The organism is Micrococcus sp. APC 4021 (assembly GCF_030407635.1).
GTDB classification, from domain to species: Bacteria; Actinomycetota; Actinomycetes; order Actinomycetales; family Micrococcaceae; genus Micrococcus; species Micrococcus luteus.
Genome location: NZ_JASDCZ010000050.1, coordinates 1 through 15,865 on the forward strand (window position 1 = coordinate 1; position 15,865 = coordinate 15,865).

Annotated in this window: 15 protein-coding genes; 2 read left to right on the forward strand and 13 right to left on the reverse strand. The window is 73.4% G+C overall.

The features are described from left to right. Together map and ppgK are read left to right on the forward strand one after the other, a co-directional pair. On the forward strand, window positions 1-805 hold an 805-nt coding region (gene map, locus QL983_RS06145; protein WP_290151858.1), incomplete at its 5' end, for a type I methionyl aminopeptidase. A gap of 21 nt (window positions 806-826) precedes the next feature. After that, on the forward strand, window positions 827-1,651 hold the full coding sequence (gene ppgK, locus QL983_RS06150) for a polyphosphate--glucose phosphotransferase (RefSeq protein WP_095694678.1): 825 nt from the start codon (window positions 827-829) through the stop codon (window positions 1,649-1,651). 158 nt (window positions 1,652-1,809) lie between these two features. Here ppgK and nrdR read toward each other — a convergent pair whose 3' ends face one another. From nrdR to murG, 13 genes are all read right to left on the reverse strand, one after another. Then, window positions 1,810-2,304: a transcriptional regulator NrdR gene (gene nrdR / locus QL983_RS06155; protein WP_002855838.1), complete on the reverse strand. Its 495-nt coding sequence runs from the start codon at window positions 2,302-2,304 to the stop codon at window positions 1,810-1,812. Window positions 2,305-2,347: 43 nt separating this feature from the next. Then, window positions 2,348-5,944, reverse strand: a complete 3,597-nt coding sequence (dnaE, locus tag QL983_RS06160) for a DNA polymerase III subunit alpha (RefSeq protein WP_078025837.1) — start codon at window positions 5,942-5,944, stop codon at window positions 2,348-2,350. 107 nt (window positions 5,945-6,051) lie between these two features. Then, window positions 6,052-7,014, reverse strand: a complete 963-nt coding sequence (locus QL983_RS06165; RefSeq protein ID WP_078025836.1) for an RluA family pseudouridine synthase — start codon at window positions 7,012-7,014, stop codon at window positions 6,052-6,054. Window positions 7,015-7,018: 4 nt separating this feature from the next. Then, window positions 7,019-7,489, reverse strand: a complete 471-nt coding sequence (gene lspA, locus QL983_RS06170; protein WP_036314214.1) for a signal peptidase II — start codon at window positions 7,487-7,489, stop codon at window positions 7,019-7,021. 56 nt (window positions 7,490-7,545) lie between these two features. Continuing rightward, on the reverse strand, window positions 7,546-8,145 hold the full coding sequence (locus QL983_RS06175; protein WP_036314182.1) for a DivIVA domain-containing protein: 600 nt from the start codon (window positions 8,143-8,145) through the stop codon (window positions 7,546-7,548). A 139-nt stretch (window positions 8,146-8,284) separates the two neighbouring features. Further along, the gene (locus QL983_RS06180; protein ID WP_036314180.1) at window positions 8,285-8,581 is read right to left on the reverse strand and encodes a YggT family protein; all 297 of its coding nucleotides are present in this window, start codon (window positions 8,579-8,581) and stop codon (window positions 8,285-8,287) included. A gap of 7 nt (window positions 8,582-8,588) precedes the next feature. Further along, window positions 8,589-9,221, reverse strand: coding sequence for a cell division protein SepF (gene sepF, locus QL983_RS06185; RefSeq protein ID WP_036314178.1), 633 nt, complete (start codon window positions 9,219-9,221; stop codon window positions 8,589-8,591). A 110-nt stretch (window positions 9,222-9,331) separates the two neighbouring features. Further along, entirely contained in the window at window positions 9,332-10,120 is a 789-nt protein-coding gene (locus QL983_RS06190) for a YggS family pyridoxal phosphate-dependent enzyme (protein ID WP_036314175.1), read from the reverse strand. After that, the gene (locus tag QL983_RS06195) at window positions 10,117-10,938 is read right to left on the reverse strand and encodes a polyphenol oxidase family protein (RefSeq protein ID WP_036314173.1); all 822 of its coding nucleotides are present in this window, start codon (window positions 10,936-10,938) and stop codon (window positions 10,117-10,119) included. The genes QL983_RS06190 and QL983_RS06195 overlap by 4 nt, the downstream gene beginning before the upstream one ends. Continuing rightward, entirely contained in the window at window positions 10,935-12,152 is a 1,218-nt protein-coding gene (gene ftsZ, locus QL983_RS06200) for a cell division protein FtsZ (protein ID WP_036314171.1), read from the reverse strand. The genes QL983_RS06195 and ftsZ overlap by 4 nt, the downstream gene beginning before the upstream one ends. A gap of 317 nt (window positions 12,153-12,469) precedes the next feature. Next, entirely contained in the window at window positions 12,470-13,198 is a 729-nt protein-coding gene (locus QL983_RS06205; protein WP_063189721.1) for a cell division protein FtsQ/DivIB, read from the reverse strand. A 53-nt stretch (window positions 13,199-13,251) separates the two neighbouring features. Next, on the reverse strand, window positions 13,252-14,739 hold the full coding sequence (murC, locus tag QL983_RS06210; RefSeq protein ID WP_036314167.1) for a UDP-N-acetylmuramate--L-alanine ligase: 1,488 nt from the start codon (window positions 14,737-14,739) through the stop codon (window positions 13,252-13,254). Next, a partial coding sequence (gene murG / locus QL983_RS06215; protein ID WP_290151872.1) for an undecaprenyldiphospho-muramoylpentapeptide beta-N-acetylglucosaminyltransferase occupies window positions 14,736-15,865 on the reverse strand: 1,130 nt, incomplete at its 5' end. The genes murC and murG, both read right to left, overlap by 4 nt.

The window sequence follows — 15,865 nt, forward strand, 5'->3', positions numbered from 1 at the left end:
GGCCGCGATCCCGCGCCCCGAGTACGTCGGCAAGGCCACCCCGGACGAGGGCAACGCCTCGGACGTCTACGACGCCGCCGGCATCGAGCGGATCCGCGCCGCCGGCCGCCTGGCCGCGCAGGCCATGGAGCACACCGCCGCCCACATCCGCCCGGGCGTCACCACGGACGAGCTGGACCGGATCGCGCACGCCTTCCTCGTGGAGCGCGGCGCCTACCCGTCCTGCCTGGGCTACCGCGGCTTCCCGCGGTCCATCTGCACCTCGATCAACGAGGTCATCTGCCACGGCATCCCGGACGGCACCGTCCTGGAGGACGGGGACATCGTCAACCTGGACATCACCGCGTACCTGGACGGCGTCCACGGGGACCACAACCGCACCTACCTGGTCGGCGACGTGGACGAGGAGTCCCGGCTGCTCGTCGAGCGCACCGAGGAGGCCCTGCGCCGCGGCATCCGCGCCGTGAAGCCCGGCCGTCAGGTCAACGTGATCGGCCGCGCCATCGAGTCCTACGCCAAGCGCTTCGGCTACGGCGTGGTGCGCGACTTCATCGGCCACGGCGTGGGCGTGGACTTCCACTCCGGCCTCGTGATCCCCCACTACGACGCGGCCCCGGCCCACGACCGCCTGCTCGTGCCCGGCATGGTGTTCACCATCGAGCCGATGCTCACCCTCGGCACGATCGAGTGGGACCAGTGGGACGACGGCTGGACCGTGGTGACCCGCGACCGCCGTCGCACCGCGCAGTTCGAGCACACGATCGTGGTCACGGACGACGGCGCGGAGATTCTCACGCTGCCGTGACTCGGCACTAAGCTGGGGGCCGTGACGACGCACACCAGCACCGCCCAGCGCTCCTCCAAATACCCCACGACGATCGGCATCGACGTCGGGGGGACCGGCATGAAGGGCGGCCTGGTCCGCCTCGGGTCGGGGCCGAAGGCGGGCACCCTGCGCGGGGACCGCTTCCGCATCCCCACGCCGCAGCCGGCCATGCCCGAGCCCGTGGCGGCGACCCTGGCGGCCATCACCGCCGAGCTCGACGGGCGCGAGAAGGCGCCGAAGCCCTCCGCCCCGCTGGGCGTGTGCTTCCCCTCGATCGTCAAGGACGGGGTGTGCCTGTCCGCGAACAACATCGACCACTCGTGGATCGGCACGGACCTGCGCGGCACGTTCGAGGAGCACCTGCGCCGCCCCGTGACCGTGGTCAACGACGCCGACGCGGCCGGCCTCGCGGAGGCCCGCTACGGGGCCGGGCGGGGCGTGCGCGGCCTGGTGCACGTGATCACCCTCGGCACCGGCATCGGCGGCGCGATGATCCACGACGGCATGCTCGTCCCGAACTTCGAGGTCGGCTCCCTGGAGCTCGACGGCGTGATGGCCGAGTCACGGGCCTCTGCGAAGGCCCGGGAGCGCGATCAGCTCAGCTGGGCCGAGTACGCCGAGCGACTGCAGCGCTTCTTCTCCCACGTGGAGCGGATCTTCTCGCCCGACCTGTTCATCGTCGGCGGCGGCATCTCCAAGCGGCCGGACGACTACCTGCCGCTGCTGCGCCTGCGCACCCCGATCGTCCCGGCCCAGCTGCAGAACAACGCGGGCATCGTGGGCGCCGCCCTGGCCGCGCACGGCTCGCTCGCCGACGGCAACTGAGGGCGCAGACACCGAGGGCGGTTCCGGCTTCCCCTCCGGAACCGCCCTCGGCGGTCTTGCCGGGCCGACCGAGGTCGACCCGGGGATCACTGTAGCGCCTGGAGGCCGTGCGCACCACTGCAGCGTCGATCCCGGCCGCGCCGTCGCATCGGCCCGGGTCAGCGGGTGAACAGCCGCGGCTGCACGGCGGGACGGCCGCGGTCGTCCCCGTCACCGGCCCGGAGCTCCGCGATGGCCTCCTCGAAGTCGTCGAGGGACTCGAAGTCCCGGTAGACGGAGGCGAAGCGCAGGAAGGCCACCTGGTCGAGACGGCGCAGCGGATCGAGGATGGCCAGGCCGACGTCGTGGGCGTCCACCTCGGCGTTGCCCGTGGCACGAACCGTCTCCTCGACCTCCTGGGCGAGCATGGCCAGGTCGTCGCTCGTCACCGGCCGCCCCTGGCACGCCTTCCGGACGCCGTTGATCACCTTGGAGCGGTCGAACGGCTCCGCCACCCCGGAGCGCTTGACGACGGTCAGGGCGGTGGTCTCCATGGTGGTGAACCGCTTGCCGCAGGCCTGACACTGCCGACGCCGACGGATGGCGGAGCCGTCGTCGAGGGAGCGTGAATCCACCACGCGCGAGTCCTCATGACGGCAGAACGGGCAGTGCATCAGCTCTCTCCTCCTGGGCGGGGCACTCCCATGCTACGTCCGCTCAGCCGAGGCAGGCCGGACCCAGCAGGATCTTGAGGTCCCCGAACAGCGCCGGGTTCGGGCTCACCCGGAACTGCGGGCCCAGCTGGAACTCCTGCGTGGCACGCTGGCCCACCAGGGACAGCCGCACCTCCGAGGAGCCCTCGTGGGTGCGCAGCACGTCCGCCAGCTGGCCCATGACCTGCTCCGTGGCCTTGAACGCGGGCAGCGTGATCCGCACGGGGCCGCCGGGGCCATCCGAGAGCTCCGGGATGGTCAGCTCCATCGCGGACAGGGACACCGACCCGTCGTCACGACGCTGCACCCTGCCCTTGACGGCGACGACGAGGTCCTCGGCCAGCATCATCGCGATGGGCGCGTACACCTGGCCGAAGAACATGACGTCCATCGAGCCGCCGAGGTCCTCGATCTCGCAGCGCGCGTACGCGTTGCCCGAGGACTTGGCGATGCGGCGCTCGAGCGTGGTGATCAGGCCCGCGATGGTGACGATCGCGCCGTCGGCGGGCCCGTCGTCGTCGAGGACGCGGGTGATCTGGACGTCGGCGTGCTGGGCCAGGACGCCGTCGAGGCCCTGCAGCGGATGGTCGGACACGTACAGGCCCAGCATCTCGCGCTCGAACGCGAGCTTCTCCTTCTTGGCCCACTCCGGCAGGTCCGGGACGGCGACGCCGTCCGCGGCGTCGGAGTCGTCCTCGTCGCCGCCGCCGAGCGCGAACAGGTCGAAGGTGAACTCGCCGTGGTCCTCCTTGCGCTTCTGCGCCACGGTGGCGTCCACGGCCTCCTCGTGCACGGCCAGCAGGGCGCGGCGGGCGTAGCCGAGGGAGTCGAAGGCGCCGGCCTTGATCATGGACTCGATGGTGCGCTTGTTGCACACCACGAGCGGCACCTTCGCCAGGAAGTCGCCGAAGCCCGTGTACGAGCCCTTCTCCTCGCGCCCCTGGACCATGCCCTTGACCACGTTGGCGCCCACGTTGCGGACGGCGCCCATGCCGAAGCGGATGTCCCGGCCGACGGGGGTGAAGGTCAGGTGGGACTCGTTCACGTCCGGGGGCAGCACGGTGATGCCCATGTGGCGGCACTCGTTGAGGTACATGGCCAGCTTGTCCTTGTCGTCGCCCACCGAGGTGAGCAGCGCGGCCATGTACTCCGCCGGGTAGTGCGCCTTGAGGTAGGCCGTCCAGTAGGAGACCAGGCCGTAGGCGGCCGAGTGCGCCTTGTTGAACGCGTAGTCCGAGAAGGGCAGCAGGATGTCCCACAGGGCCTTCACCGCGGCCTCCGAGTAGCCGCGGTCCAGCATCCCCTGGTGGAACGCCTCGTACTGCTTGTCCAGCTCCGACTTCTTCTTCTTGCCCATCGCACGGCGCAGGATGTCGGCCTGGCCGAGCGAGTAGCCCGCCACCTTCTGGGCGATCGCCATGACCTGCTCCTGATACACGATCAGGCCGTAGGTGGTGTCCAGGATCTCCCGCAGCGGCTCCTCCAGCTCCGGGTGGATCGGGGTGATCTCCTGCTGCCCGTTCTTGCGCAGCGCGTAGTTGGTGTGCGAGTTCGCGCCCATGGGGCCGGGGCGGTACAGGGCGATGGTCGCCGAGATGTCCTCGAAGTTGTCCGGGCGCATCATCTTCAGCAGCGAGCGCATGGGCCCGCCGTCGAGCTGGAACACGCCGAGGGTGTCACCGCGGGCCAGCAGCTCGTAGGCCGCCGGGTCGTCCACGTCGAGGGTCTCCAGGTCCAGGTCCACGCCCTGGTTCGCCTTCACGTTCTCGAGCGCGTCCGAGATGATCGTGAGGTTGCGCAGCCCCAGGAAGTCCATCTTGATCAGGCCCAGGGACTCCGCCATCGGGTAGTCGAACTGCGTGATGACCTGGCCGTCCTGCAGGCGGCGCATGATCGGGATGACGTCGATCACCGGCACCGAGGACATGATCACGCCGGCCGCGTGCACGCCCCACTGCCGCTTCAGGCCCTCGAGGCCCTTGGCGGTCTCGAAGACCTCCTTCGCCACCGGGTCCGTGGCGATCAGCTCGCGGAAGGGCGCGGCCTCCCCGTAGCGCGGGGCCGCGGGGTCCTCGATGTCCTTGAGCGGGATGTCCTTGGCCATCACCGCCGGCGGCAGCGCCTTGGTGAGGGACTCGCCCATCGAGAAGGGCTGGTCCATCACGCGGGCCGAGTCCTTCAGGGCCTGCTTGGTCTTGATGGTGCCGTACGTGACGATCATGGTGACGCGCTCGTCGCCGTACTTGCGGGTGACGTAGTCGATCACCTCGGAGCGACGGCGGTCGTCGAAGTCGACGTCGAAGTCGGGCATGGACACGCGGTCCGGGTTGAGGAACCGCTCGAAGATCAGCCCGTGCTTGAGCGGGTCCAGGTCCGTGATGCGCAGCGCGTACGCCACCATCGATCCGGCGCCCGAGCCGCGGCCCGGGCCCACCCGGATGCCGTTCTCCTTGGCCCAGTTGATGAAGTCGGCCACGACGAGGAAGTACCCGGGGAAGCCCATCGAGATGATGACGTCCAGCTCGTAGTCCGCCTGCTTGCGCACGTGGTCCGGCACGCCGTCCGGGTAGCGGTAGGCCAGACCGGAGGCGACCTCCTTGATGAGCCAGCTGGTCTCGTCCTCGCCCTCCGGCGTGGGGAAGACCGGCATGTAGTTGGCCTTCGTGTCGAACTCGACCTCGCACCGCTCGGCGATGAGCAGCGTGTTGTCGCAGGCCTCGGGCAGCTCCGCGAAGAGCTCGCGCATCTGCCGCGGGGACTTCAGGTAGTACTCGGTGCCGGAGAACGCGAAGCGGGAGCCGCCCTGGTCGTAGCTGGGCTCGTTGAGCTTCGAGCCCGACTGCAGGGCCAGCAGCGCCTCGTGCGCCTTGGCGTCGTGCTCGTGGGTGTAGTGCAGGTCGTTCGTGGCCACGAACGGCAGGCCCAGGTCCTTGGCGAGCCGGCGCAGGTCCGTCATCACCCGGCGCTCGATGTCGAGGCCGTGGTGCATGATCTCGCAGTAGTAGTTGTCCTTGCCGAAGATGTCCCGGAAGTCCGAGGCCGCCTGCATCGCCTCCCGGTACTGGCCCAGGCGCAGGCGCGTCTGCACCTCGCCGGAGGGGCAGCCCGTGGTGGCGATCAGGCCCTTCGAGTACTGGCTCAGCAGCTCCCGGTCCAGCCGCGGCCACTTGGCGTACACCGAGTCCAGCGAGGCGATCGAGCCCATCCGGAACAGGTTGTGCATCCCCTCGGTGGTCTCGCTCAGCAGCGTCATGTGCGTGTACGCACCGCCGCCGGACACGTCGTCCCCCCGCTGGTGGGGCTCGCCCCAGCGGGTCTTCTCCTTGTCCGTGCGGTGCTGCTGCCCGGGGGCCACGTAGGCCTCGAGCCCGATGATCGGCTTGACGCCCGCCGCCTTCGCCTTGGACCAGAAGTCGTAGGCGCCGAAGAGGTAGCCGTGGTCCGTGATGGCCAGCGAGTCCATGCCCAGCCGCTGGGCCTCGGCGAACAGGTCGTCCAGCTTCGCGGCGCCGTCGAGCATGGAGTACTCGGTGTGCGTGTGCAGGTGGACGAAGCCGCCGTCCTTCACGGCGTCGGGGCGGGCGTCGGCGGACACGGTCATGCGGGGTGGGCCTTTCGACGGGGAGGACGGCGGGGCCGCACCAGCCTACTCGTGGTGCCCGGGCGGCGGGGCCGGACCGGGACGGGGGTCACGTCGACGGTGCCGGCTCAGTCCTCGTCGCCGCGCAGCGCCGCCAGGGCGTGGGCGAGGTCGTCCGGATACGGGGAGGTGATCGTCACCGGCTCCCCCGTGACCGGGTGCGGGAACGCCAGGCGGTGGGCGTGCAGCCACTGGCGGGTCAGCCCGAGCTCGGCCGCCAGGCGCGGATCCGCCCCGTACGTGAGGTCGCCGACGCACGGGTGGCGCAGCGCCGAGGTGTGCACGCGGATCTGGTGGGTGCGCCCGGTCTCCAGGTGGACCTCGAGCAGGGTGGCCCGGCCGAACACCTCGAGCGTCTCGTAGTGGGTCACGGACGGCCGGCCGTCCTCGAGCACCGCGAACTTCCAGTGGTGGCCGGGATGCCGCCCGATGGGCGCGTCCACGGTGCCGCTCAGCGGGTCCGGGATGCCCTGGACCACGGCGTGGTAGACCTTCTCCGGCACGCGCTCGCGGAACTGGTCCTTCATGGCCGTGTAGGCGCGCTCGGTCTTGGCCACGACCATGACCCCGGTGGTGCCGACGTCGAGCCGGTGCACGATCCCCTGGCGCTCAGGGGCGCCCGAGGTGGTGATGTCGTAGCCGAGGGCGGCCAGGGCGCCCACCACGGTGGGCCCGACCCAGCCCGGCGAGGGGTGCGCGGCCACGCCGGTGGGCTTGTCCACGGCCACCAGGTCCTCGTCCTCGTACAGGATGCTCAGCGCGTCCACGCGCTCTGCCCTCACTTCCAGGGGGTCGGGGTCGTCGGGGACGTCGACGGCGAGGGTCTCCCCCGCCACGGCCTTCGCGGACTTGGCCAGGACGCGGTCCCGGCGGCCGGAGCGCGACTCGGCCCGCACCAGGCCCCGGGAGAACCAGTCCGCCAGCAGCGAGCGGGAGACGCCGAACGCGTCGGCGAGCACCGCGTCGACCCTCCGGCCCGCCTCGGCCTCGGTGACCTCGAGCCGCTCGGTCAGTCCCGGTCTCATGCCCATGTCCTCACGCCTCCCGTGTGCCGTCCAGGCGGCGGCCGGTCATCACGAGCAGGGCGACGCCGATGACGGAGCAGACGATGAACGAGTCCGCCACGTTGAAGATCGCGAAGTGCGGCACGGAGATCATGTCGACCACGTGGCCGCGCCCGAACGCCGGGGGCCGGAACAGCCGGTCCGTGAGGTTGCCGAGCACACCGCCGGCGAGCCCGCCCAGCGCCAGGGCCCACGGCGTCGAGCGCACGCGGGCGATCCCGACGAGGGCGGCGACCGCCACCACGGCTTGGATGATGGTGAACACCCAGGTGTGGTCCTCGCCGATGGAGAAGGCCGCGCCCGGGTTCAGGATGTAGTGCCAGCGCAGCACCCCGGGGATCACCGCGACGGAGTCCCCCAGCTGCATCGTGCTCTCGACCGCGTACTTGGTCAGCTGGTCGAGGGCGTAGGCCAGCACCGCCACGATGAGGGCGGTGAGCACGGCTCGCCGGCCCGCGCGAGGGGATCGCGGGGCCGGCGCGGCGTCGACGGCTCGGCTCACGCCGTGGGCGTGGGGGGCTCGACGCGCTTCTGGGCGCGGATCTCGCGCAGCTGGCCCTCGATGTAGGAGGTGAGGCGGCTGCGGTAGTCGGTCTCGAAGCTGCGCAGCTGTTCGACCTCGCCCTCCAGGCCGGCCTTCTCCTCGGCCAGGGCTTCGAGGGTGCGGGCCTTCTGCTCCTCGGCGTCGCTGACGAGCCGGGCCGCGGTGGCCTCGGCCTCGGCGACGAGCTCGGTGCTGCGCTGCTCGCCCGCGGCGACGTGCTCGTCGTGCAGCCGCTGGGCCATGGCCAGGACGCCGGCGGCGGAGGTCGCGGCCGCGTCGGCGGACTCGGGGGCGGCGGCCGGGGCCGACTCCTCGGCGGAGGCCGGGGTCGCGGCGGCCTCCGGGGTGTCCGCAGCGGGGCCGGCGGCCGGGGCGGCGCCGCCGGCGCGCAGCTCCGCGTTCTCGGACTCGAGCTGCTCGTTGAGGGCGATCAGGCGCTTGAACTCCGCCACGATCTCGTCGAGGAAGTCATCCACCTCGGTCTGGTCGTAGCCCTCGCGGAACTTCGTGGGCTGGAACTGCTTGTTGACCACGTCTTCCCAGGACAGCGCCATGGAACCGTCTCGCTCTCTGCTCGGTGCTCGGGGACGGCCGGGCGGCCCGGCGCGTCGGCGGTCGGCGCGCCGGTGAGGGGCGGCGCCGATCCTGCCGCGAAGACTACCACCGGGGCCGACAGCCGCCCCGGGCCGCGGGTCAGGCCACGCCGGCCAGGCTCAGCACCAGGACCCGCAGCAGGACGACGCCGAGGAACACGATGAGGAAGGCCACGTCCAGGCCGATGCCGCCCAGGTTCACCGGCGGCACGGCACGACGCACGGGGCGCAGCAACGGATCGGTGGCCCCGTACACGCCGCTGGCCAGCATGAGGGCCGCCCCGGTGGGGCGCCAGTGGCGGACGAACGACTGCGTGACGTCCAGGACGATCCGCACGGTCAGCGCCGCGAGCACCACCGTCAGGGCGATGTAGGCGAGGGCGAGGAGCAGCTGCATGGGCGCCTCAGTCGCCGTCGAACGGGGAGTCGGCCGCGCCGGACTCGCCCTGCTCGGCGCCGACGACGTCCACGGTGGCCGGGGTCAGCAGGAACACCTTGCTGGTGATGCGGGAGATCGAGCCGTGCAGGCCGAAGACGAGGCCGGCCGCGAAGTCCACGAGGCGCTTGGCCTCGTTCTCACCGAGGTCGGTCACGTTCATGATCACGGGGACGCCGGAGCGGAAGGCCTCGCCGATCGCCTTCGCGTCGTTGTAGGAGCGGGGGTGGACGGTGGAGAGGGTGTGCACGGAGGCTCCTTCGGCAGACGACGCTGCGGCTCGCTTGATGGGGGTCACCGGGGCCCGGTAGCCCGGGTCGACCGGCTCGGGACGCGCCGGACGCCGGGGTTCGACGGGATCGGCCGCGGTGGAGCCGGACGGGGTCACGGGCTCCGGCCGCTCGGCCGGCTCGGGATCGCGGACCGCAGCCGGGCGGACGGCCTCCATGTGGGGGTCGGTGTCCGGCTCCGCGGGGCGGCGCGCCTCGACGACCTCGTGTCGGGGCGCGGTCTCCCGCTCGGCCGCACGCGGCTGCTCGTCGTACTCGTCGCCGTCGGCCAGGCCGAGGTAGATCATCGTCTTCTTCAGGGCACCAGCCATGAGTCTTCCTTCACCACGTCCTCCGGCCCCGGGGGCCGCCGTCGTTCGTCGTCGGTGCGCGTGCGTCCGCACGGTCCTGTCGCGTCCCGCCGGGACGCGCGGGGTCAACGTTAGCCCACCGCGTCCCGGGCCCCCAGAACGTCGGAGCCGATGCGCACCTGTGTCGCCCCGGCGCGCACGGCCGCCTCGAGGTCCGCGCTCATCCCCATGGACAGTGCGGTGGCCTCCGGATGCGTCTGCCGCAGGCGCGCGCCGAGTGCGGCAAGGCGGCGGAACGCGTGCTCCGGGTCCAGGCCGCGCGGTGCCACGCACATCAGCCCGCCCAGCCGCAGGCCCGGCAGGCCGGCGATGACGTCCGCGAGGGCGGGGACGTCCTCGGGGCGGGCGCCGCCGCGCGGGCCGATCCCCTCGGGACGGTCCTCGTCGGCGCGGTCGTCGACATCCACCTGCACGAGGCACTCCAGGTCGGGGATCGCGGCCTCGGGCTCGCGCTCGCGCCGCAGCACGAGCGCCCGCGAGAGCGCCTCGGCCAGTTCGGGTCGGTCCACCGACTCCACCACGGACGCGTAGCGCACCACGTACTTGGCCTTGTTGGTCTGCAGCTGGCCCACGAAGTGCCAGCGCGGGGCGTCCGCCCCCAGAGCCGCGGCGACGGCCTCGGCCTTGGGCCGGGCCTCCTGGTCGCGGTTCTCCCCCACGTCGGTCACGCCGAGCGCGGCGAGGCGCACGACGTCCTCGGCGGGGTGGGTCTTGGTCACGACGACGAGCGCGGGCTCCGCCTCGCGCCCGGCGTCCCGCGCGGCGTCGGCGATGCGGGCGTGCACCGCGGCGAGCGCGTCGGCGATCTCCCGGGCGCGGGGGTCCGTCGGGGTCGGCCCGGCGGTGGCGGGGGCGGTCATGCGTCTCCTCTCGGGACGGTGGCGTCGGGGTCGGCGCGCCAGACGAGGCCGGCGAACCGGCCCTCACCGGGCGCCCGACGGTGTGAGAACAGGCGCTCGTCCTCCCGCGTGCACACGTCGATCGTCGCGGTGGCCACCCCGCGGGCACGGAGGACCTCCGCGGCGCCAGCGGGCAGGTCGAGGGCGGGGGTGCCCCAGGACGTGGTGGCCGCGGTCGCCGGGAGGCGGGCGGCGGCCTCGTCGCGCATGGCCGCGGGCACCTCATAGCAGCGGCCGCACACGCCGGGGCCGATCCAGGCGCGCAGGCCGGGACCGGTCCGGTCGGCCTCCGGCCGCAGGGAGAGCAGCCGATCGACGGTCGCCTCCAGGACGCCGTCCAGCAGCCCGCGCCGCCCGGCGTGGGCCACGGCGGTCGCGCCGGTCGTCTCGTCGACGACGACCACGGGGAGGCAGTCGGCCACCATGACGGCCAGCGGCCGTGACCCGTCGCGGCTCACGGCGGCGTCGGCCACGGGGGCCGAGGCACCGCCGCGCCCGGGCCCGTCCGCCCACACGACGTCGGCCGAGTGCACCTGGTCCAGATAGAGCGTGGCGCCCTCGGGGACCCCCATCACGCGCTCCAGGGCGCGACGGGCGGCGCTGACGCGAGCGAGCCCCTCGGCCTCGTCCGGCGGGACCACGTGCAGCGCGAGGTTGCCGGCGGCCACGGAGGTCCAGGCGACGTGCACGGCGCCCGTCGCGGTGCGGACGGTCTCGCGGTGCACGAAGGGGCCAGCGGGGACCCGTGCGGTCCCGGCCGGCCCCTCCGCGGCCGTCACTTGAGGAAGTCCGGGACGTCCAGGTCCGAGGACCCGGCGCCGAGGTCCGGCTCCACCACGGTGGGCAGGTCCTGCTGGCGGCGCGGCTGCTGCTCCTGCGGGGCCAGCGGCACGGTGCCGCGCACGGCGGGGCGCTCGGCCTGCTGCGGCTGGGCCGGGGCGGCGGGCTGCGGCTGGGCGGCGGGCTGCGGCTGCGCGGGGGCCGCGGCCCGCTGCGGGGCCGCCTGCTGCTGCACGGCCTGCGGGGCGGCCGGGGCGGAGGTGACGTCCACCTTGTCGAAGCCCGCGGCGATCACGGTCACGCGCACCTCGTCGCCGAGGGCGTCGTCGATGACCGCGCCGAAGATGATGTTGGCCTCCGGGTGGGCGACCTCCTGGACCAGTCGCGCGGCCTCGTTGATCTCGAAGAGGCCGAGGTCGGAGCCGCCCTGGATGGAGAGCAGCACGCCGTACGCGCCGTCGATGGAGGCCTCGAGCAGCGGCGAGGCGATCGCCAGCTCGGCCGCCTTGACGGCGCGGTCCTCGCCCTGCGCGTGGCCGATGCCCATGAGCGCGGAGCCCGCGCCCTGCATCACGGACTTCACGTCCGCGAAGTCGAGGTTGATCAGGCCCGGGGTGGTGATCAGGTCGGTGATGCCCTGGACGCCGGAGAGGAGCACCTGGTCCGCCTGACGGAAGGCGTCCATGACCGAGACGTTGCGGTCCGAGATGGACAGCAGCCGGTCGTTCGGGATCACGATGAGGGTGTCGACCTCGTCCCGCAGGGCGTCGATGCCCGCCTCGGCGGAGCCGGCGCGACGGCGGCCCTCGAACGTGAACGGACGGGTCACGACGCCGATGGTCAGGGCGCCGAGCGAGCGCGCGATGCGGGCCACGACGGGCGCCCCGCCGGTGCCGGTGCCGCCGCCCTCGCCCGCGGTCACGAACACCATGTCCGCGCCCCGCAGGACCTCCTCGATCTCCTCCGCGTGGTCCTCGGCGGCCTGGCGGCCCACCTCGGGGTTCGCGCCCGCGCCGAGTCCACGGGTGAGCTCGCGGCCCACGTCCAGCTTCACGTCCGCGTCCGACATCAACAGCGCCTGGGCGTCCGTGTTGATGGCGATGAACTCCACGCCGCGGAGCCCCACCTCGATCATGCGGTTCACGGCGTTCACGCCGCCGCCGCCGATGCCGACGACCTTGATGACGGCCAGGTAGTTCTGGGGTGCAGCCACGGTGTTGGTTCCCTTTGTTCGAGATCTCGAGAGGTCCGCGCGAGGCACATCGCCCCGATGATCGGCGGCCACCCGGGGTGGACACCTTCAAGCACAGCGTGAAGCGAGCCTCGCGCGCGTTCGGGTCCACCGTACTGGGAGGCCCGCGTCACGTGCAAAAGAAAACGGCGTGTCCACGCGGAAAAGACGGCTCCCGCATCAACTTTCACGTGAGACTCGAAGGAGCAGTCACCGCGGTGATGGCACCCCGACTCGCGCGAGGCCACGCACCCCGACCTTCACCTTCACGTTCTACTGGAAACTCCTGCGGCCCCGGTTCAGCGCGTGATCGGCCGCGTGGGCACGGAGACGTCGATCTCGGCGACGCCACCCTCCGCGGACCCGTGCCGCTCGTCCGCCAGGAACGCCTCGGCCACGGGCCCCTTGAGGCCGGCGTCCTGCGCGTCGCCCCAGACCAGGGTCACCCCACCCTCGAGCGCCAGACGGACCTGGCCCGGGCCCCGGGAGTCGGCCGTCTCGACACGATCCGCCACGGCCTCCGGCAGGGCGGCCAGCACCTCGGCCACCTCGGCGCGCTCCTCCTGCGCCCGCTGCGCCAGCTCCTCCGAGAACGCGGGGAGGTCCTCGCCCTCGAGCCGTTCCTCCGGCACTCCCGTCAGGACGGTGCCGTCTGCGAGCAGCAGCTGCACACCGTCGTCGCCGTCCCGCCGGGCCCGCGTCTCATGCTCCCGGACCACGACCTCCAGGCCGGTGGGCAGGCGGGGAACGGTCTGGACCTCGGCCACTCCGGGCAGACCACCGACCAGCTCGCCCACACGGCCGGCGCCGACGCGGGACAGCGGCACGCCGTACACGGGCTCCAGGCGCTCCTGGACCTCGGCGGCGGAGACATGGCGGGTGCCGGTGACCTCGACGCGGTCCACCGCGAGCACGGGCGAGAAGAACACGACCCAGCCCAGGGCGCCCAGCACCGCGAGGACCGCGGCCGCCACACCCCAGCGCGTGGCGCGGCGCCGGCGCGCGGTGCGGCCCGGGAATCGGACCACGGTGGAGGCGTCGGCCCCGGCTGGTGCGACCGGCGGCGTCCCGCGGCCGAGCCTCACGGGTGGGCGACGCCGGGCGCCGCGTCCCGACCGAGCTCGGCCAGCAGGTCCGCACCCAAGGCGGTGACGTCCCCCGCGCCCATCGTCAGGACGACGTCGCCGGCCGTGGCGCCCGCCGCGAGCGAGCGCACCGCCTCGGCCCGGTCCTCAGCGACGACGCGGTCTTCGGCGGCGCCCGTCGTGAGGCGGGAGGCGATGAGGGACGAGTCGACGCCGGGCATCGGCTCCTCCCGAGCCGCGTACACGGGCAGCACGCGCACCGCGTCCGCCCCGGAGAGGGCGGCGGCGAACTCGGCGGCGAAGTCCCGGGTGCGGGAGAACAGGTGGGGCTGGAACAGGACGTGCACGCGGGCGTCGCCGGCCACGGCACGGCCGGCGGAGACCGCGGCGGCCACCTCCGTGGGATGGTGCGCGTAGTCGTCGAAGACCCGCACGCCGCGCGCGGCGCCGCGGAACTCGAAGCGGCGGGCCGTGCCCCGGAAGGCCTCCACGCCCCGCACGGCGGCCTCGAAGGCCATGCCCGCCCGGACGGCGGCCAGGACCACAGCGGCGGCGTTCAGCGCGTTGTGCCGGCCGGGCACCTGCAGATGCAGGGTGCGCTCCGGGCCGCCCGCCATCCGGAACGTGGCGCGCTGGCCCACTCCGGTCTCGCCCGGCTCCACCGCGAGGTCGGTGACCAGCAGGTCCGGCGCCACGCCGTCACGGGGCGCCGAGCCGTAGGTCACGACGTCGGCGGCCGCGTGCTCCCGTGCCCAGGCGGCCAGGTCCGCCGCGCCGGCGTCGTCGAGGCAGGCCACGAGGACCCCGCCCTGGGCGGCGGCCGGCAGCCCGCCCGCGAAGTCCCGGAAGACCTGGTGCACCGCCTCCTCGGTCCCGTAGTGGTCCAGGTGGTCGGCCTCCACGGTCGTGACGATCCCGATCGTGCTCGGGTAGTTCACCAGGGTGCCGTCGGACTCGTCGGCCTCCGCGATGAACCACTCGCCCCGGCCCGCCCGGGCGTTGGTGCCGAGCCCGGCGACGGCGGCGCCGACCGCGAACGTGGGGTCCCAGCCGGCGTCGGAGAAGGCCATGGCGGCCATGGAGGACGTGGTGGTCTTCCCGTGCGTGCCGGCGACGGCCAGCACCCGGTGGCCGCGCATGGCCAGGGCGAGGCCCTCGGAACGGTGCAGCACGCGCAGTCCGCGCGCCACGGCGGCGTCGTGCTCCGGGTTGCCCGGCCCGGCGATCGAGGAGGCGATCACCGTGGTGACGTCCCGGCCGAGATGCGCGGCATCGTAGCCGACCGTGATCCGGGCACCGCCCGCGGCGAGCTCGCGCATCACGGGCAGGTCCTTCGCGTCGGAGCCGGACACCGCGACGCCCTGCTCCTGGAGGATGCGGGCGACCCCCGACACGCCGACGCCGCCGATCCCCAGCAGGTGCACGCGGCCCAGGTCGGCGAAGCGGCCCTCGGCCGCGGGACGGGTGCTCTCGTCTCGGCTCATCGCCGGGCTCCTTCCTGGGCGGCCGAGCGCACGAGGCCGGCCATGGTGACGTCCGCGTCCCGGACGCCGAAGCGGGCGGCCGCCTCCCCCATGCGCGCGAGACGCTCAGGGTCGGTCGCCAGCGGGATCAGCTGACGCTGCACCCACGCGCGCCCGAAGGCGTCGTCGCGGACGAGCAGCGCTCCCTCCGCCTCCACCACGGGGCGGGCGTTGAGCGCCTGCTCGCCGTTGCCGATGGGCAGGGGGACGTAGACGGCGGGCAGGCCGACCGCGGACACCTCGCAGACCGTGCCGGCGCCCGAGCGGGCGACGATCAGGTCGGCGGCGGCGTAGGCCTGCTCCATGCCCGCCAGGTACTCCCGCTGGACGTAGCCGTCCCGGACCAGCAGGCTGCCGTCGTCCTCGGTGAGGGCCTTGTCCCGACCGGTCAGGTGGAACACCTGCAGACCGGCGTCCAGGAGGTCGCCCAGCGCGGCGCGCACGGTGCGGTTCACGGCCAGCGCACCCGAGCTGCCGCCGGTCACCACGACGGTGGTCCGGTCCGGGTCGAGGCCGAGGGCCTCACGGGCGGCACGGCGGGCGGCCGCCCGGTCCAGACCGGAGATCTCGGGGCGCATCGGCATGCCCACCCAGCGGGCGCCGCGGAGGCGGGTGTCCGGCAGGGCGGTGCCGACGTGCGTGGCCCGCAGGGCGCCGATGCGGTTGGCCAGGCCGGGGCGGGCGTTGGCCTCGTGGACCACCACGGGCACACCGGCACGGAACGCGGCGAGGTAGACGGGGGTCGCGACGTAGCCGCCCACGCCCACGACGACGTCGGCGCGCCGGTCCCGCAGGATCCGGGCCGCCGTGGCGACCGCGGCGCGCATGCGGGCCGGGAAGCGGACGACGTCCATCGACGGGCGGCGCGGCATCGGGACCCGGTCGATCAGGTCGAGCTCGTAGCCCGCCTCGGGGACGAGACGCGTCTCCATGCCGGAGGCGGTGCCGACCATGGTGCACTCGACGGGACCGCCGCCGTCGCCCTCCAGGGCGCGGGCGATGGCGAGCATCGGGGAGATGTGGCCGGCGGTGCCGCCGCCGGCCAGCACCACCCGCAGGGGTCCGGAGGGATGAGAGGTCTGCGTCA